We start from the raw sequence: 17,908 nt of genomic DNA on the forward strand, positions 1-17,908 counted from the left end.
ATGAGCTCAGTCAGCGTCGTCATCCCCTGCTACAAGTACGGCCACTTCCTGGCCGACTGCGTACGCAGCGTGCTCGACGAACAGCCCGGCCTCGACGTGCGGGTGCTCATCATCGACGACGCGTCCCCCGACGACTCGGCGGAGGCGGCCAGGAAGCTGGCCGCCTCCGACCCGAGGATCGAGGTGCGGGTCCACGCGACCAACAAGGGCCACATCGCCACCTACAACGAGGGCCTGCTGGAGTGGGCGGACGGCGACTACGTCGTGCTGCTCTCCGCCGACGACCGGCTCGTCCCCGGGGCGCTCGTGCGGGCCGTGGCCCTGCTCGACACCCACCCGGAGGCCGGCTTCGCCTACGGCAGGCCACTGCGCTTCCAGCACGGCGGGCCGCTCCCCGCGGCCCGCACCGCCACCACCGGATCCGTGGTCTACCCCGGCCACTGGTGGCTGGAGCGGCGCTTCCGCGAGGGCACCGGCTGCATCACCTCGCCCGAGGTGGTCGTCCGCACCAGCCTCCAGCGGAAGGTCGGCGGCTACGACCCCGAACTGCCGCACGCCGGGGACATCGAGATGTGGATGCGGCTCGCCGCCCACGCCGACGTGGGCTACGTCGCCGGCGCCGACCAGGCGTACTACCGGGTCCACGGCAACAACATGTCCACCACCGACTTCGGCGGCCAGCTCGACGACCTCCGGCAGCGCCGGGCCGCCTTCACCGCCGTCCTCGACAAGTGCGCCGACCGGCTGCCGCAGGCCGAACGGCTGGCCGGCCTCGTCGACACCCGGCTGGCCCGCCAGGCGCTGCGCCGGGCCTACCGGGCCTACGACCGGGGCCGCACCGACGTCGTCCCGGTCGAGGAGCTGGTCCGGCTCGCCAAGGAGTGGCGCCCGGACGCCGAGTCGCTGCCCGAGTACCGGGCGCTGCGGCTGCGCCGCCGGATCGGGGCGCGGGTCATGCCGTACCTCCAGCCGCTGGTGCTGTCGGCGGTCGTCGACCGGGGCCGCGAATGGCTCTGGTGGCGCTCCTGGAAGCGCCGGGGCATCTAGCCGCCCTCCCTCTCCTGTCGTCTCATCTCCACGGAACGAAAGGCACATCCGTGAACTACCGCGTCCAGCCCACCGCCCAGGTCGACGAGAAGGCCGTCGTCGGCGCGGGCAGCAGCGTGTGGGAGCTCGCGCAGATCCGCGAGGACGCCCGGCTCGGCGAGAACTGCGTGGTGGGGCGCGGCGCGTACGTCGGCCCCGGGGTGACCATGGGCGACAACTGCAAGCTGCAGAACTACGCCCTCGTCTACGAGCCGGCCGTGCTCGGCGACGGCGTCTTCATCGGCCCCTCGGTGGTCCTCACCAACGACCACAACCCGCGGGCCGTGGACCCGGACGGGCGGCTCAAGCGCGGCGGCGACTGGGAGCCCGTGGCGGTCGTGATCGGCGACGGCGCGGCCGTCGGCGCCCGCTCGGTGTGCGTGGCGCCGGTGACCATCGGGCGCTGGGCGCTGGTCGCGGCCGGTTCGGTGGTCACCGCCGACGTGCCCGACTTCGCGCTGGTGATGGGCGTCCCGGCGCGCCGGGCGGGCTGGGTCGGCAAGGCCGGCGTCCGGCTGGCCGAGGAGCCCGGCGCGCCGGGCCTGTGGCGCTGCCCGGAGACCGGGGAGCGCTACGAGGAGCGGGACGGGCGGCTCACGGAGTACGGTGCCGCTCACTGAGCCGCCGGCCCCGCCGCGCCGCCGCGAGCCGTTCCGTCCACAGCGCCGTCATCACCCCGGCGAGGGTGCCGAGCGCGCCCGCGCCGGCCACCGCGCGGGTGCGGTTGGGGGGCAGCGCGACGGTGCCGGGGCGGTTCAGCAGGTCGACGGTGAGCAGGGTCCCGGGCGCCACGTGCTGCCCGGCCTGGAGGGCGTTCAGGCGCCGGTCGTACACGCCGATGATCAACTGGACCTGCCGGTCGGCCTCTTCGGGCCGGGTCTGCTCGGACTCCACCTGGAGGGTGGGGATCGAGTAGTACGGGGTGGCGCTGGTGCCGCTGTTGCGGGGGGTGAGCCGGTAGGTGCCGTGCACCCCGGCCGCCTTCAGCTCGGCCTGCCCGTCGGGCGACTGGAGCTGCTGCACGACGGCGTAGGAGACCAGGGCCAGCGAGGGCCGCAGGTTGGTCAGCTGGTTGGGCTGGTTGCCGGTCCGCGGCGGCTTCACCACGAGCACCGCGGAGCTCTGGTAGCGCGGCGCGGGCCGCAGGGCCGGGTAGCAGGCGACGCCGGTGACGAGCACGGCGAGGACCAGGACGTACCAGCGGCGCAGCAGCACGCGGGCGAGTCCTTCGGGAGTCAGCACGTCTCTTTCCATCAGCACCGATACTGGCACCACGAAGAGGAACCGGGGGAGGGTTCGTGAGCATCGCCGAGATCTTCCGCGTCCTGGCCGGGCGTTGGTACGTCATGGTGCCGCTGACCCTGCTCAGTCTGCTGGCGGGCGGCTACCTGTACACGACCGTGCCGGTGACGTACGAGTCGCAGAGCCAGCTGGCGCTGCTGAACTCCCGCAAGGTGGCCAAGCCGGCGCCTAGTTACGGCAATCCGCTGGCGTACGCGAGCGGTTCGCTGATCGGCACGGCCGATGTGCTGATCCGGGCGCTCCAGTCGCCCGAGACGGCCCGTTTACTCCAAGGCCGTGGGATCACCGACGAGTACGGGGTGGACTTCGCCGCGCAGGCGGAGGGGCCGCTGCTGACGCTGACGGTGAAGGGCGAGGACAAGGACAGGGTCCTCGAAGAGACCCGGATGATCACCGACTACGCCTCCGAGCAGCTCCAACTGCTCCAGGAGCAGGCCCGGGTGCCGGAGGGCTACTACGTGGGGTCGGCGCGGATCGTGCCGCCGCAGAAGCCGGTCTCGCAGCCCAAGTCGCGCTACCAGAAGGTGGCGGCGGTGGTGGTCTTCGGCGTCACGGCCGCCTTCCTGCTGTCGTTCGTGATCGAGACGTGGGCGGCGGTCCGCCGCCGCACCCGCGGGCTGCCGGAGCCGCCCGCTCCGCCGCTGCCGGGGCCCGGCGCGGGGCGGCTGCGCAGGCTGCTGACCCGGCCGCTGGACGCCACCGCCGTCCTCACCGGCTATCTGGCGCTGGCCCTGTTCCTGCCGTCGAACCTGGCGCTGCCGGCGCTCGGCGGCGCGGGCACCCCGGCCAACGTCTTCGCGCTGCTGGGCCTCTTCTGGTACCTGGCGACCTGGTGCCGGGGGCGGATCGCGCCCGCGCCGGGGACCCGCACGATGCGGACGGTGATCCTGCTCCTCGCGGTCACGGTCCTCCTCTCGTACGTGGCCAACCAGGACCGGATCAGCTCGCAGAAGGAGATACTGGCCGCGGACCGGGGCCTGATCGTGCTCCTCGTGTGGGTGTCCCTGGTGGTGCTGACCTCGGCCGGGATCCAGGACCGGGCGCGGCTGGACGTGCTGATGCGGCGGCTCGTGGTGATGGGGTCGATCGTCGCGCTGCTGGGCCTGTACGACTTCTTCACCGGCACCAACATCGCCGACTCGCTGCGTATCCCGGGGCTCAACTCCAGCGTGGCGAACGTGGCCGTGCTCGACCGGGGCTCCTTCACCCGGCCGCGCTCGCTGACCGCCCACCCGCTGGAGTTCAGCGGGATGCTGGCGATCCTGCTGCCGTTCGCGATCGCCCAGGCGTTCGACCCGGCGCGGGCCCACCTGAAGAAGTGGCGGCTGTGGGCGCCGGTGGTGCTGCTCGGCGGCGGGCTGCCGCTGACGGTCTCCCGGACCTCGATCATCGGCCTGCTGGTCGTGGTGCTGATCATGGTGCCGCGCTGGAAGCCGGTGCGGCGCTGGACCGCGATCGGGATCCTGTTCGGCGCGGTCGCGGTGTTCAAGGTGCTGGTGCCGGGGCTCATCGGCACGATCACGACGCTGTTCTCCGGCAGCCTCAACAACGCGGACAGCAGCACCCAGGCCCGTACCATCAAGTACCCGAAGATCGCCGAGTACTTCATGCAGGACCCGGTGTTCGGCCGCGGCTTCGGCACCTTCACGCCGGAGCGCTACTTCTTCACCGACAACCAGTACCTGCTGACCCTGGCGGAGCTGGGCGCGCTCGGCGCCCTCATGCTGCTCGTGCTCGGCCTGACCGGCGTGCACAACGGCGGGGCGATCCGGCGGCTGGCCCGGCACGAGGCGGACCGGGAGCTCGGGCAGGCGTTCTTCGCCTCCGCGCTGGTCGCCCTGGTCATCAGCGCCACCTTCGACACCCTGAGCTTCCCCATGTTCGCCGGCGTCTTCTTCCTGCTCCTCGGCGCGGGAGGCTCCTGCCTCGGCTTCGTACGGCGCGAGGCCGAGGCCGCCCGCACCGCCGACCGGGTGCCGCCGCAGCGGACGCCCGACTCAACGCACCTCGTGGAGATCTGATGCCCGTACAGCAGCCGCGCCCCGGCCCGGTCGCCGTCCTCGTCGTCACCTGGAACAGCGCCGGGGTGCTGCCCGGCTTCCTGGAGTCGCTGCCGGCCGGGATGGCGGGCCTGGACTGGCGACTGGTCGTCGCGGACAACGACTCGTCCGACGACACGGTCGCCGTGGTCCGCAAGCACGCCCCGGACGCCGTCGTCGTGGAGACCGGACGCAACGGCGGCTACTCCTTCGGGATCAACGCGGGCCTGCGCGCCGCGGGTTCCTGGGCGGAGGGCTTCGGCGCGGTGCTGATCTGCAACCCCGACGTCCGGATGGCCGAGGGCTGCGCCGCGACCCTGGTGGAGGCGCTGGACACGCCGCTGCCGGACGGCGGCCGGGTCGGGATCAGCGTGCCGCTGCTGCACGAGGAGGACGGCCGGCTGATCCACTCGCTGCGCCGCGAGTCCAGCGTGACCCGAGCGCTCGGCGAGGCCGTGCTGGGCAACCGGAGGGCGGGCCGCTTCCCGCGCTGGAGCGAGCTGGTCACCGCCCCGTCCGCGTACGCCGGGCGGACGGCGGCCGACTGGGCGACGGGGGCGCTGCTGGCGCTGTCCCCGGAGTGCGTGGCGGCCTGCGGGGAGTGGGACGAGTCGTTCTTCCTCTACTCGGAGGAGACGGAGTACTGCCTGCGCGCCCGGGACCTCGGGCTGGTCACGCGGCTGGAGCCGGCGGCGCGCGCAACGCACCTGGGCGGGGACTCCCGGGTGTCCCCCGCGCTGTGGTCGCTGCTGGTGGTGAACCGGGTGCGGCTGTTCCGGCGCCGCCACGGGCTGCCGGCGACGGTGGCGTTCCGCGCGGCGGTGCTGCTGCGGGAGCTGTCCCGGGCGGCGCTCGGCCGGGAGCCGGCCCGGGCGGCCGTGCGCGCGCTGCTCGGCGGGCCCGGGGCGGCGCGCCCGGGGCACCGCGCGTAGCGGGTCCGGGGCGCCGCCCGGGGGCTCACCAGGAGGTGTAGAAGCTGCCCGGGTTGACGAGGTAGCGGACGGTGGGCCGGGCGAGGTGCGCGACCCGCCGGCCCCGGCTGTAGCGGCGGATCAGCTCCCAGTCCTCCCGGGGCAGCACCTCGGGGGTGCGGCGCAGCCGGCTGAAGCGCAGCGCCGGGGCCCGCCGGGCCACAAAGGCGTTTGTGTCCAGGAACGCCTGGTGCGCGGACCTGCGCCGGTCGAAGGGCACCGACAGGACGTCCATGTCGGTGCCGTCCGGCCGTACCCTGCGCAGCGCCGTGTAGACGCCGTCGGGCCCGCCGGGGGCGCTCAGGACGGCCAGCGCCTCCTGGAGGTGCTCGGGCTCCCACAGGTTGTCGTCGTCGAGGAAGGCCACGTACCGCGAGTGGGTGAGCCGGATCCCGACGTTGCGCACCACCCCGGCCACGCCGGTGTTCCGGCTCAGCGAGACGGCGAAGAGGCGCGGGTCGGCGGGGAGTTCGGGGAGTCCGGCGCCGTCGTCGACGACGATGACGACGTGCTCCTGGACGGTCTGCTCCAGGGCCGAGCGGACGGCCCGGAGCAGCGCCTCGGGCCGCTTGTGGGTGGCGATGACGGTGGCGACCCTGGCGGTGGGCCGCCGCCCGAGGACGCGGGTGAGACGGGCGGTCTCGGCGTCCTCGAAGCGGCGCAGGCGTACGGCGGTGGGGGCGAGCAGGACCTTGTTGCGGAGCTCGTACAGGACCAGCCAGCCGAAGGTCCGTTTCAGCAGCTCCCACGGCCCCCTGAGGACCCCGCCCATCAGACCCGGGTGCGGACGGCGGTCAGGGACTTGGTGAGCCCGGCCACCCGCTCGCTGAGGATCACGGAGCGGGGGAAGAGGTAGCTCATCTCGGCGCGGGTCAGCAGCTCGATGTTGATGACCGCGTCCATGCCCTCCTCGGGCGTGCCGGGGCGGCTGTGGGTGAGCGGCCAGTGCCGGACCAGCTTGGCCTGGGCGGCCAGCGGGAGGAACTGGAAGCCGGGGGCGAGGAAGTGCGGCTCCACCGGGAAGTAGCGGTAGGGCGTCTGCACCCAGTGCAGCGGGGCCAGTTGCTCGATGGCGGCGACGAAGCGGCGGCGCTGGCTGGGCCCGCCGACGTGCTCGATCGTCGAGTTGGAGACGACCAGGTCGAAGTCGCCGAGCTTGGCCGGGATCGCGGGGTCGGTGACGTCCGCGATCTCGGCGGTGATCCAGTCGGGCAGCTCGGCCGGGTGGGCCTCCAGGTTCACCAGGTGGACGTGGAGGGGCCGCAGCGGGGAGCGGGTCCAGTTGCTCGCGGTGCCGCCGAGGTCGACGACGCGCAGGTCCTCGATGTTCGGGAAGCAGTTGCGGAACCGCTCCCAACGGGCCGCGCGGAACCGTTCGCCGAGGGAGTCGGGCGCGTCGACGAAACGATTGCGGAGGGCTCGGAGGCCGGACATCGCATCAACCACCTGATGTTCGAGGTCGGGGTGGGGTCGGGTCCAACCCTATGCGGACAGTGGGTATTTATCTGCTGATCTGTTGATCTCGTCCGCTCACTGCGGGGTGGGTACGACGGGGGTGCCGTCGGCCATCCGGTTGCCGCGCCAGACGTTGCCCTGACCGGCGGCGTTCCAGTACGCGACGGGCCCGTACCGGCCGCCCGAGGGGTAGATCTCGGGCGAGAAGACGTTGTCGGTGACCTCGATGTGGGTGGAGCCCTCGCCGCCCGCGTACAGCGTGTAGGCGCCGCCGGCCAGCCAGTTGTCGTCGACGACGGTGTGGGCCACGGGGGCGGAGTCCGCGAACAGGCCGACGGCCGCCGAGGCGCCCTGGTCGACCGGGGTCGCGTTGATCAGGGTGTTGTGCCGGATGGTCAGCTTGCCCTTGCCGCCGCCGTTGCTGATGACGGCGTTGGTGTGCTGCCACTCGCCGTCGAGGTTCTTGAACGGCACGATGCCGTGCACGTAGTTGTCGTGCAGGTTGCCCTGGCCCATGGAGAGGGCGTCGCCGAAGCCGGAGATGTCGCAGTGCCCGACCTCGACGGAGCTGGTGCTCATGTTGGAGACGGCGTAGTCGGAGCCGCCGTTGTTGGGGCCCTTGCCGGGGACGGCGTTGATCTCGGTGTACAGGATCCGCAGCCCCGAGAAGCCCGGACGCAGGTTGACCCCCCACCAGTTGGTGGAGGTGATGCGGCTGTCGATGACGGTCACGTTGTTGGCGTACACGTCGAGCGAGCCGGTGATGTCCCAGCCGCGGATCACGGTGCCGTCGGTGCGGATGCTCGCGTTCCCGGTGCTCTGCGGGGTGAGCGTGGCGATCCGCGGCCCGGTGCTGCCCGCGTCGGGGTAGCCGCAGGCCCGGGGGTTGGCGCAGCCCTTCACGGCGGGCGGCTTGGCGTCCCGCCGCGGGTCCGGCGACCGGGACAGGCTCGCGGACGGCGCGGGGCCGCCGCTGCGGGTGGGGCTCGGGGCCGGGGCGGGGCTCGCGGAGGACGAGGGGCCGGGCGGCGGGGCCGGCGCGCCGGTGCCCGCGCCGGGGGCGGTGATCGCCCGGGGGTCGCAGAGCGCCGCGCCGCCCAGGCAGACCGAGCTGCCGCCGAGCCCGGTGAAGGTCAGCAGGGAGAAGAGCGTGACGGCGGCGAGCACCGCCGCGCCGAGGAGCTTGCGGCGGCCGGTGCGGGCCGGGTGCTTGTGACGGCCGGTGCGGGCCAGGGGACTCACCTCATCGTTCACGTGCCGGAGTGGCCGGCTGCTTCTGCGCCGGTACGGCGGGGGCGGCGCCCTCGCCCTCGCCCTGGGCCGCCGGGCGGCGCCCGGACCGCGCCCGCGCGACGCGCACCAGTGTGCGGCCGGGCAGCACGCACAGCGCGTACGCCACGAGCCCGGTGACACCCGTGGCGGACAGCGCGAGCGGGCCCTCCCCCAGCTCCCGGCGCAGCAGCAGGAGGACGGCGGCCATCAGCGCCCCGCCGAGGACCGGCCGGACGCAGACGCGGGCGACGGCCCGGGTGGCGATCCCGCCGCGCCGCAGGGCCAGCAGGAAGGCGGGGAGCACCACGACACCGGCGACCAGGACGTGGCCGGCGGCGACGGTCTCGATGCCCCCGGCGCGGGCGGCCAGGATCAGCACGGGCACGAGGGTGACCAGCCAGAGCCCCTGGATCAGCAGCAGCGAGCGGCGCCGCCCGATGGCCACCAGGCAGTCGTAGGTGAGCTCGGCGGCGATCCGGGCCAGGCCGAGCGCCATCAGCCAGGGCAGCGCCTGGGCGGCGGGGAGCCACTTGGCGCCGTAGACGAGCTCCACGGCCGGTCCGGCGAGCGCGGCGAGCAGGACGCAGGCGGGCACGGTGGCGGTCATCAGCAGCCGCAGGGCGCTGCCGAAGCCCTGGGAGAGGGCCTTGGGGTCGTCGGCCAGGCGGGAGAAGCCGGCGAAGGAGACCCGGCGGGCGGTCTCGGAGATGACCCGGACCGGCCAGCCCGCCATGTTGAAGGCGAGCATGTAGAAGCCGAGCGAGACGTTGCCGAGGACGGCGCCGACGATCATGGCGTCGGCGTTGACCACGGCGAGCGCGAGCATGCTGGCGCCCGCGAGCGGCAGCCCGAACCGCAGCAGCGCGCGGGCCTGGACCGGGTCCCAGCCGAAGCGGAGCATCCCGGGGGCGGCGAGGGCGCAGCCGGCGAGGGCGACGACGTTGCCCGCGACGGCGCCGCAGGCGAAGCTCATGGCGCCCCAGCCGTGCAGGGCGAGGGCGAGGGTGACGGAGGTGCTGACGACGAAGTTGAGCGCGTCGATGATCATCCGGCGGCCCTGGGCGAACTCCCGGGTGAGGACCCCGGCGGGGACCTGGGAGAGCCCGTCGAGCACCAGGCAGATACACATGACCCGCAGGACGGCGGTGGCCTCGTCGGAGCCGAGGAGTCCGGCGACGGCGGGCGCGGCGGCGAACAGCGACAGGTAGAGCAGCCCGCTGGAGACGGCGCTGAGGGTGAGGACGGTCGGCGCGAACCGCCGTACGTCCCCCTCCCAGCGCACGATGGCCAGCGAGACGCCGAGCTCGTTGGCGGAGAGCAGGACCATGAGGACGGTCTGGGCGACGCCGTAGACGCCCCAGGCGACCGGGTCGAGGACGTACCGGACGAGCACGATGCCGGTGGCGAAGTTGCCGAGCCTCATCACCATGGTGTTGACGAGGCTCCACCGGGTCGCCGAGCGGACCTTGGTCCCCAGGGACGCCTGGTCCCCGGGGGCGGCGGGCGCGGCGGCGGACCCGGCGGGGGCTGTTTCCATCGGAGAGGGCTCCTCGTCACTTCACCCAGGACGGTGGGCGCTTGGCCGAGCGGCGCTCGGCGGCGGGCAGCACGGGCAGCTGGACGGTGGGCTGGTCGAGGGGCTGGCCGCCGGGCTGGGCGGACGGCCCGGCCGACACCTCGGGATCCACGAGCGGGGCGCCCTGGCCGGGCTGGGCGGGGGCGGGCTGCACGGGACCGGGCCGGGCGGCCTGGCCGGGCTGGCCCGGACCCGCGGGCTCGGTATGGCGGTGCTTCGCCGGGGCGCTGTGCCGCCGTCGGGCCTCGACGAAGAAGGTGGCCACGAGGCTGAGCACGAAGCCGAGTCCGGCGGCCATGATCAGGTACTGGACCTTGGACTTCAGCTGGGCCTGGGGGTCCTGCGGCGGCACGATGGTGGTCAGCCGGATCATGGAGTCCGGCTGGACCTTCTGGTCCGCCTGCAGGTCCTTCAGGCGCTGCGCGGTGTAGGCCATGAGCGTCTTGTTGCCCTGGAGCACCGCGTCCGGGTCGTCACCGGTCACGGTGAGCCAGAGCAGCGGCCCCTGGGCGTTGTCCGCGATCTTCGCCTCGTACTTCCCGGTGAGGCCCTTCGCCTTGAGCTCGGCGACCGAGGCGTCGGAGTTCACGTTGCGGGCGAGGCTGTCGGCCATGCCCGTCAGCGAGGGCTCCATGCTCAGGAACGGGTTGCCGTCGGCCGCCGCCCCCTTGCGGGAGTTGAGCAGCGCGACGGTGCTCTGCGAGTCGTACGAGGTGGGGACGAGGATCCACGCCCCCACGGTGAGCCCGGCCGTGAGCAGCAGCCCGGGCACGAGGACGTACCACCGCCTGCACATGACCCGGAAGATCTCTGCGAGGTCCATGGCGTTCCCCCCTGCGCCCCCGATGTGGCGACTGCTCAACTGCCGTACCGCTGATGAGGATAGGTGGGATCGCGACAGGTTGTGAGCCCTTCGCGATCACCACGTGTGCGGTCAACGGAGGTCGGTGGGCCGCGGACGGGTGTCCGCGGTCCCGCCTTCCAGCAGGACCCGGGCGATCCGGTCCCCCGCGTGCCCGTCCCACAGGGCGGGGCGGCGGGGTGGCGGGGGTGTCTCCAGGAGACGCAGGGCGGTGGCCAGAATTCGCTGTGGATCGCGGCCGGCGAGGACGTTGGTGCCCTCCTCGACGGTGATGGGGCGCTCGGTGTTGTCCCGCAGGGTCACACAGGGCACGCCGAGCGCGGTGGTCTCCTCCTGGACCCCGCCGGAATCGGTCAGGACGATCCGGGCGCCGGCCTGGAGGGCGATGAAGTCGAGGTATCCGGCGGGCGGGACGAGCCGGATGCCGCCGGGCACGCCGAGGGCGGTCAGCCGGTCGGCCGCCCTGGGGTGGACGGGCAGCACCAGCGGGAGGTGCGCGGCGACCTCGCCGAGGCCCTTGAGGAGCCCGGCGAGCACCTCGGGGTCGTCGACGTTGGCCGGCCGGTGCAGGGTGACCAGGCCGTACGAGCCGGGGGTGACGCCGTGCCGGTCGAGGGCGTCGGAGGCGAGCGCCCGGTCGCGGTTGGCGAAGAGGGTGTCGATCATGACGTTGCCGACGACGTGGATCTGGTCCTCGTGGTAGCCCTCGGACCGCAGGTTTCCGGCCGCGTCGTGCGAGGGGGCGAGGAGGTAGTCGCTGAGCCGGTCGGTGGCGAGCCGGTTGACCTCCTCGGGCATCGACCAGTCGCGGCTGCGCAGCCCGGCCTCCACGTGGGCGAGCAGCGGGCCCGCCTTGGCGGTGACCAGGGAGCAGGCGAGGGTGGAGTTGACGTCGCCGACCACCACGACGACGTCCGGGGCGAGTTCGGCCACGAGCGGTTCGAAGGCGGCCATGACCTTGCCGGTCTGGACGGCGTGGCTGCCGGAGCCGACGCCGAGGAAGCGGTCGGGCGGGCGCAGGCCGAGGTCCCGGAAGAACACGTCGTTCATGGCCGGGTCGTAGTGCTGTCCGGTGTGGACGAGGAAGACCTCGGCGCCGCGGGCCTCCAGGGCGTCCATCACCGGCTTGATCTTCATGTAGTTGGGGCGCGCGCCGGCGACGCAGACGACCCTTCTGACGTGGCTGACGTGCGTGTCGTGCATTCCGCGCTTTCCCTGTGTTCCGTCCGTGCGGTCCGTGGCATCCCTGTCGGCCATGCGGTTCAGAGCACCTCGATCCTGGTCGAGCCGCTCAGCCGGCGCCGGCAGTCGAGGACGTAGTCGGCGTGGCTCTCGACGAGGCCGTAGTCGAAGGCGTCGTGGTCGGTGAGGAGGACGACGGCGTCGGCGGCCTCCAGCTCCTCCTTGGTGAGCTCGACCCGGACGAGCCGGTTGTCGACCCGGTGGCCCTCGACCACGTGCGGGTCGGCGGCCCGGACCTCGGCGCCCATGTCGAGCAGGAGCTGGGAGATGCGCAGGGCGGGCGATTCGCGGGCGTCGCCGGTGTTCTTCTTGTAGGCGAGGCCGAGCAGCAGGATCCGGGAGCCGTTGACGGCCCGCTTGCGCGCGTTGAAGGCGTTGACCAGGCGCCGGGTCACGTAGTCCGGCATGTGGTTGTTGATGTCGTTGGCGAGCTCCACGAAGCGGAAGCTCTGGCCGAGTTCGCGCTGCACGTGCCAGGAGAGGTACGAGGGGTCGATGGGCAGGCAGTGGCCGCCGACGCCGGGTCCCGGGGTGAAGCGCATGAAGCCGAAGGGCTTGCTGGAGGCGGCGTCGATGGCCTGCCACACGTCGATGTCGAGGTGGCGGGCGAACATCGCTATCTCGTTGACCAGCGCGATGTTGACGTGCCGGAAGGTGTTCTCCAGGAGCTTGGCGAGCTCGGCCTCCTTGGGCGAGCTCACCGGCACCGTGGTCTCGACGAGTCCGTCGTAGAACTTCCGGACGGCCTTGAGGGACGCCTTGTCGACGCCGGAGACCACCTTGGGGGTCTGCTCGAAGCCCCAGACCGGGTTGCCCGGGTCGATGCGCTCCGGGCTGTAGCCGAGGTGGAAGTCGGCCCCGGCGACGAGCCCGGAGCCCTCCTCCAGGAGCGGGCCGAACAGTTCCTGGGTGGTGCCGGGGTACGTGGTGGACTCCAGGATGACGGTGGCGCCCGGCCGCAGGTAGCGGGCGAGGTCGCGGGCCGACTCCTCGATGTAGCGCAGGTCGGGGGTGCCCTCGTGCAGCGGGGTCGGCACGGTGACGACGGCGACATCGAAGCCGCCGCAGTCCCGCACCGCGTCGCTGGCCCGGTAGCTGCCCGCCTCCAGGGCGGCGCGCAGCCGCTCGGAGGAGACGTCCTCCACGTACGACTCGCCCGCGGCGAGGCTCTTCACCCGCTCGGTGTCCACGTCGTAGCCGATCACCTCGTGACCGGTCTCGGCGGCCCGGATGGCGAGCGGCAGGCCGACATAGCCCTGTCCAACCACGACGACGCGCATCATGACTCCCTGCTGGCGGTGCTGACCTGGGGGACCTGGGTGGGGCGGAGCATCTCGCGGCCCGTCATCAGGGCGAAGGAGACGTTGGTGGTGAGGTAGCGGCGGCCGAGCCTGCGCGGCTCCTGGAGCGCGCGGTAGAGCCATTCGAGGCCGAGCCGCTGCCAGCGCACGGGGGCGCGGCGGGTGACACCCGCGAGGACGTCGAAGGAGCCGCCGACCCCGTGCACGAGCGCCACCTTGCTGCGCTCGCCGTAACCGGCGGTGAAGATCTCCTTCTTGGGGGAGGTCATGCCGAGGAACAGCATGTGCGCGCCGCTCTCGGCGATCGCGTCGGCGATGGCGGGCTGGTCGGCGTCGTCGAAGTAGCCGTGCCGGCTGCCGGCCACCCGCAGGCCGGGGTGGCGGACGGCGATCCGGCGGAGCATCTCGTCGAGGACGTGCTGCTTGGCGCCGAGGAGGTAGACGGAGTGCCCGGCGGCCTCGGCCTCGGCGAGCAGCCGGGTGAACAGGTCGATCCCGGCGACGCGTTCGGGCAGCGGGCGGCGCAGCAGGCGGCTGGCCCAGACGACGGCCTGGCCGTCGGCCACGATCAGGTCGCAGCCGGTGACGGCCCGCGCGAGGGCCGCGTCGCGGCGCATGTTGACGAGCTTGGCGGCGTTCACGACGCCTATCTCCAGGCGTTCGCCGGCGCGGACGGCGGCGAGGCAGCGGGCGACGGTCTCGTCCATGGTGAGCGCGTCGAGCGGGACCCCGAAGAGGGTCCGCCGCCCGGCGGGCGGGGTCGGAGGCGGCGTCATCGGGGCATCCCTCCCAGCCAGGCGTGCAGCATCCAGCCGAATTCGTACGGGCGGCACTCGCGGTCCACGGCGGTCGGCCGGAACACCCCGTCGAGCGCGCCGAGCCGGAGCCCGGGGGCGACGCGGGTGGTGAGGCCGCGGGCGGCGCGGACGGCCTTCTTGGGGTCGCCGCGGTAGACCTTGCGCCAGGTGACGCCGAGTTCGTCGAGGATCATCGGCTCGGCGGCCCCGGCGGCGGCGAGTTCGGGCACCTCGGTCATCCAGCGCAGGCCCTTGCGGATGGGCTCGCCGAAGTCGGTGCCGCCGGCCTCGGTGAGGTCGAGGAGGGCTGTGGGGGCCATGGCGTGCTGGTGGACGCTGTAGACCGGGTAGCCCTCGACGACGGTGCCGCGGCGGGCGTCGTAGTGCCACCACCACTGGCCGCCGTCGCCCTGGAGGGCGCAGATGCGGGTGGCGCAGGCGTCGGCGGCGGCGAGCGCCTCGGGGTCGTCGCCGCTCGCGTGGGCGCGGGCCAGCGCCTGGAGCGGGTAGGTCTGGTCGGCGAAGCAGCCGATGTGCGCGCGGTACCAGGGGTTGAGGCCGGGTCCGGTGGCGTGCGGGAAGAGCGGGCCGGCGCCGATCCTGGCATTCAGCAGCCGGTCGCGGGCGGCCTTGAGCCGGTCCTCCACGTCGAGGGTGCCGCGGGCGGCGGCGTACGCGGAGAGCACCCAGGCGGCCTCGACGGTGTACTGGGGGCGGCCGGGCTCGTCCAGGGCGGTGACCCGGTCGAGGGCGTCGGACAGCTTGGGGTGGCCGGTGTCGGCGGCGGCCCAGGCGATGAGGGCGGCGTCGCCGAGGTTGCGCACCCCGGGGAGCCGCTCGATCAGTTCGCCGGCGAACTCCTCGGCGGTGTGCCCGCCGAGGACCGCGCGCTGCCGGTCGAGGGGCAGGAAGCGGGCGCCGAGCACGGTGATCGCGGCGTAGCGGACGCTGGTGCCGCGCTGTTCCAGGCGGACGGTGCCGTCGTCGGCGCGGTGGCCGGCGCGGGTGAAGACGAAGCCGGTCCCCTCCGGCAGGAGCATGGCGGGCAGTCCCCGCTCGGCCACATCGAGCAGGCGGACGGCGAGGTCGTGGAGCGGCCGGTCCGCTCCGGCGAGCTCCGCCATCCGGGAACTGCGTGGACTGTCGGGTGTGTTGGCAGGACGATCGGACACACCCACCCCCCTCGGGTCGGTTCGGATCAGGGCGCTGATCCGGATCGGCTGACTGTTCGGTACCTTCTGCGACCTTGTGCACCCGCGTGCGCGCGTGCGGAGTCGGCGGCGGCGTGGATGCGGGCGTTCCGGCGCTCGCGCACGACGGATGCGCGGCATCCTGGTGGGATGCCGCGGCGCGTCGGCGCGTGAGACCTCTTATTCGGCGGCTCCCCAGCCGCGGCGAACATGACGATGAGGACAGGCGGCGGCGAAGCGACGGCGCTTCGGCCTCCTGCCGGTGGAACCCCCCACGACACCCCCCGGCGCACAGCGCGAACGTTGTGCTCAACTCGCAGCGTACAACGGGAAGATAGGCCCACAACACGGTGACCATGAGAGCTTTCGTGGAATTGGTGGCAAGCAGTCGCTAAGCCGCACCGATCCCGCCTAACTCCCGGGCGGGCAGCGGTTACAGTGGGCGCGCGATCACCCGCTCCCGGCAGTTGGGGTCCTTCACCGTGTATCTGGCCGACCGTTCCGCGCCCCAGGGGGCGAGCTCCGCGCAGGACCGTCTGCGCGGCACGGCCCGGGCGGTGTCCCCGACGGTGCTGGCGCTCGGCACGGTCAGCCTGATCACGGACGTCTCCACGGAAATGGTGACGGCGGTGCTGCCGTTGTACCTGGTCATGGGGCTGGGGCTGAGCCCGCTGGGCTTCGGGATGCTCGACGGGGTGCAGAACGGGGTGAGCGCCCTGGTCCAGCTGACCGGCGGGCACCTCGCCGACCGGGTGCGGAACCACAAGCTGATCGCGGGCATCGGGTACGGCCTGTCGGCGCTGGCGAAGCCGCTGCTGCTGGTGGGGAGCCTGGGCACGCTGGGGGTCGCGCTGGCGCTGGACCGCACCGGCAAGGGGCTGCGCACGGCGCCCCGGGACGCGCTGATCTCGCTGTCGGTGCCGCCGGAGCGCCAGGGCCGGGCCTTCGGGCTGCACCGGGCGATGGACACCACGGGGGCGCTGCTCGGCCCGATCCTCGCCTTCCTGATCCTGAGCGTGGCGGTGGGCGGCTACGACGCGGTGTTCGCGGTGAGCGGCTGCGTGGCGGCGCTGGGGGTGCTGGTGCTGCTTCTTTTCGTTCCGAGCGGAAAAAAGGCCGCCGCCGCGGCCACCACCCCCGCAGCCCCTGCCCCCGTCCCCGCCCCCGAACGGCCCGACCTGCGGGCCGCGTTCGGGCTGCTGCGCGGGCGGCGGCTGCGGGCTCTCTTCGGGTGCGCGGTGCTGCTGGGGCTGACGACGGTGAGCGACGCGTTCCTCTATCTGCTGCTGCAACGCCGTACGGGGGTGCCGGAGCAGTTGTTCCCGCTGCTGCCGCTCGGCACGGCGGCCGTCTTCCTGCTGCTCGCGCTGCCCGCCGGGCGCCTCGCGGACCGGATCGGGCGGCGCACGGTGTTCCTCGCCGGGCACGCGTGCCTGCTGCTCGGCTACGGGCTGCTGCTGTGGGCGCCGGACCTGCCGGCCCTGCCGTATCTGGTGCTCGCCCTGCACGGGGTGTTCTACGCCGCCACCGACGGCGTGCTGCCCGCCGCCGTCGCCGCCGTGGTGCCCGAGCGGCTGCGGGCCAGCGGCATCGCGCTGGTCGGCACCGGCCAGGCGCTGGCCCGCTTCTGCTGCTCCCTGCTCTTCGGCGCGGTCTGGGCCGCCTGGGGCGACGGCCCCGCGCTGGCCTCGGCCGCCGTCGGCCTCGCCTGCTGCGCGGCCGTCGCCGGAGCCGTACTGCGCCCGACAGGAGATCCACGATGACCCTCACCCCGCTGCGCCGTCTGCTGGTCCTCGCCGCCGGGGTGCTGGTCCTCGCCGGGGTCGGCGCCTGGTCGGTGCTGGCGGCGGCCGACCGGGCCGCCGAGGAGAACACGCCCCGGGCGGGCGGGCCGGCGTTCGCGGCCGGGAAGGTGAGCCTGACCCAGCCGGACCGGCTGGTCTTCCGCAACATGGCGGCGGGCCCGCAGCGCGACCGGCTCGTCTCGGTCCCGGCGTCCGGGGCGCCCGCCGGGGCGACCCGGACCGCCTCGGACGTCTCCTGCCTGCGCTTCCACTCCGCCGCCGGAACGGGCGTCTGCCTTCAGGCCACCACCGTCCTGGGCCGCCCCGCCTACCGGGCGCAGGTCCTCGACGCGGGCCTGAACACCCTGCGCAGCTACCCGCTGGCGGGCATCCCGAGCCGGGCCCGGGTCTCCCCCAGCGGCCGGCTGGCCGCCTGGACGGTGTTCGTGAAGGGCGAGTCGTACGGCAGCGCGTTCTTCTCCACCCGGACCTCGATCCTGGACACGCGTGGCTGGAAACTGGCCACGAATCTGGAGGAGTTCGCGATCACCCTCGACGGGAGCCCCTACCGGGCCGCGGACGTGAACTTCTGGGGCGTGACCTTCGCGACCGACGACGACACCTTCTACGCCACCCTCAGCACCCGCGACAAGACGTACCTCGTACGCGGTTCGGTCGCCGGGCGCAGCGTCACGACCCTGGCGGAGAACGTCGAGTGCCCCTCGCTCTCCCCGGACGGCACCCGGATCGCGTACAAGAAGCGGGTGCTGGGCACGGCGGCGCTCTGGCGCGAGCACGTGATGGACCTGAAGACCCTGAAGCCGACCGCGCTGGCCGAGCGGCGCAGCGTGGACGACCAGGCCGTCTGGCTCGACGACCGGACCCTCGCGTACGCGCTGCCCGCCACCGAGGGGCGCACGGGTGTCGAGGACGTCTGGACGGTGCCCGCCGACGGGTCGGGCGCCCCGAAGGTGCTCCTGACGGAGGCGCAGGCCCCGCCGCGCGCGACGCCGGGGCGTTAGGTCCCGCCG

The 17,908-nt window shown here is 73.4% G+C and carries 16 protein-coding genes; 6 read left to right on the top strand and 10 right to left on the bottom strand.

The window, feature by feature from the left end:
* Both AB0C99_RS08675 and AB0C99_RS08680 read left to right on the top strand, forming a co-directional pair.
* Positions 1-1,047, top strand: coding sequence for a glycosyltransferase (locus tag AB0C99_RS08675; RefSeq protein ID WP_362471380.1), 1,047 nt, complete (start codon positions 1-3; stop codon positions 1,045-1,047).
* Positions 1,048-1,097: 50 nt separating this feature from the next.
* Positions 1,098-1,706: an acyltransferase gene (locus AB0C99_RS08680; protein ID WP_362471383.1), complete on the top strand. Its 609-nt coding sequence runs from the start codon at positions 1,098-1,100 to the stop codon at positions 1,704-1,706.
* Here AB0C99_RS08680 and AB0C99_RS08685 read toward each other — a convergent pair.
* On the bottom strand, positions 1,681-2,328 hold the full coding sequence (locus tag AB0C99_RS08685; protein ID WP_362471386.1) for a hypothetical protein: 648 nt from the start codon (positions 2,326-2,328) through the stop codon (positions 1,681-1,683). The genes AB0C99_RS08680 and AB0C99_RS08685 overlap by 26 nt on opposite strands.
* Positions 2,329-2,384: 56 nt before the next feature.
* Here AB0C99_RS08685 and AB0C99_RS08690 point away from each other — a divergent pair, with 56 nt between their 5' ends.
* Positions 2,385-4,409: an O-antigen ligase family protein gene (locus AB0C99_RS08690; protein WP_362471388.1), complete on the top strand. Its 2,025-nt coding sequence runs from the start codon at positions 2,385-2,387 to the stop codon at positions 4,407-4,409.
* Positions 4,409-5,359, top strand: coding sequence for a glycosyltransferase family 2 protein (locus AB0C99_RS08695; RefSeq protein ID WP_362471390.1), 951 nt, complete (start codon positions 4,409-4,411; stop codon positions 5,357-5,359). The genes AB0C99_RS08690 and AB0C99_RS08695 overlap by 1 nt, the downstream gene beginning before the upstream one ends.
* A gap of 25 nt (positions 5,360-5,384) precedes the next feature.
* Here the strand turns inward: AB0C99_RS08695 and AB0C99_RS08700 are convergent, their stop codons facing one another.
* The 9 genes from AB0C99_RS08700 to AB0C99_RS08740 form a co-directional block, all read right to left on the bottom strand.
* Complete coding sequence (locus AB0C99_RS08700; RefSeq protein WP_362471393.1) at positions 5,385-6,170, bottom strand: glycosyltransferase family 2 protein; 786 nt, start codon at positions 6,168-6,170, stop codon at positions 5,385-5,387.
* Positions 6,170-6,832: a class I SAM-dependent methyltransferase gene (locus tag AB0C99_RS08705; protein WP_362471395.1), complete on the bottom strand. Its 663-nt coding sequence runs from the start codon at positions 6,830-6,832 to the stop codon at positions 6,170-6,172. Before AB0C99_RS08705 ends, AB0C99_RS08700 begins: the two co-directional genes overlap by 1 nt.
* A 96-nt stretch (positions 6,833-6,928) precedes the next feature.
* Positions 6,929-8,107: a hypothetical protein gene (locus AB0C99_RS08710; protein WP_362471398.1), complete on the bottom strand. Its 1,179-nt coding sequence runs from the start codon at positions 8,105-8,107 to the stop codon at positions 6,929-6,931.
* The gene (locus AB0C99_RS08715; RefSeq protein ID WP_362471401.1) at positions 8,097-9,662 is read right to left on the bottom strand and encodes a lipopolysaccharide biosynthesis protein; all 1,566 of its coding nucleotides are present in this window, start codon (positions 9,660-9,662) and stop codon (positions 8,097-8,099) included. The genes AB0C99_RS08710 and AB0C99_RS08715 overlap by 11 nt, the downstream gene beginning before the upstream one ends.
* Before the next feature lie 16 nt (positions 9,663-9,678).
* Positions 9,679-10,524: a chain length determinant protein gene (locus AB0C99_RS08720; protein WP_362471404.1), complete on the bottom strand. Its 846-nt coding sequence runs from the start codon at positions 10,522-10,524 to the stop codon at positions 9,679-9,681.
* A gap of 111 nt (positions 10,525-10,635) precedes the next feature.
* Entirely contained in the window at positions 10,636-11,766 is a 1,131-nt protein-coding gene (gene wecB / locus AB0C99_RS08725; protein WP_362471407.1) for a UDP-N-acetylglucosamine 2-epimerase (non-hydrolyzing), read from the bottom strand.
* Between the two features lie 59 nt (positions 11,767-11,825).
* Positions 11,826-13,085: a nucleotide sugar dehydrogenase gene (locus tag AB0C99_RS08730; protein WP_362471792.1), complete on the bottom strand. Its 1,260-nt coding sequence runs from the start codon at positions 13,083-13,085 to the stop codon at positions 11,826-11,828.
* Positions 13,085-13,882, bottom strand: a complete 798-nt coding sequence (locus AB0C99_RS08735; protein WP_362471410.1) for a WecB/TagA/CpsF family glycosyltransferase — start codon at positions 13,880-13,882, stop codon at positions 13,085-13,087. The genes AB0C99_RS08730 and AB0C99_RS08735 overlap by 1 nt, the downstream gene beginning before the upstream one ends.
* Entirely contained in the window at positions 13,879-15,027 is a 1,149-nt protein-coding gene (locus AB0C99_RS08740; RefSeq protein ID WP_362471413.1) for a hypothetical protein, read from the bottom strand. Before AB0C99_RS08740 ends, AB0C99_RS08735 begins: the two co-directional genes overlap by 4 nt.
* A gap of 548 nt (positions 15,028-15,575) precedes the next feature.
* Between AB0C99_RS08740 and AB0C99_RS08745 the strand changes: the two genes are divergently transcribed.
* Together AB0C99_RS08745 and AB0C99_RS08750 are read left to right on the top strand one after the other, a co-directional pair.
* The gene (locus tag AB0C99_RS08745) at positions 15,576-16,856 is read left to right on the top strand and encodes an MFS transporter (protein WP_362471416.1); all 1,281 of its coding nucleotides are present in this window, start codon (positions 15,576-15,578) and stop codon (positions 16,854-16,856) included.
* The gene (locus AB0C99_RS08750; protein ID WP_362471419.1) at positions 16,853-17,899 is read left to right on the top strand and encodes a TolB-like translocation protein; all 1,047 of its coding nucleotides are present in this window, start codon (positions 16,853-16,855) and stop codon (positions 17,897-17,899) included. The genes AB0C99_RS08745 and AB0C99_RS08750 overlap by 4 nt, the downstream gene beginning before the upstream one ends.
* Positions 17,900-17,908: the final 9 nt, after the last annotated feature.

The organism is Streptomyces sp. NPDC048659 (assembly GCF_040650575.1).
GTDB lineage: Bacteria > Actinomycetota > Actinomycetes > Streptomycetales > Streptomycetaceae > Streptomyces.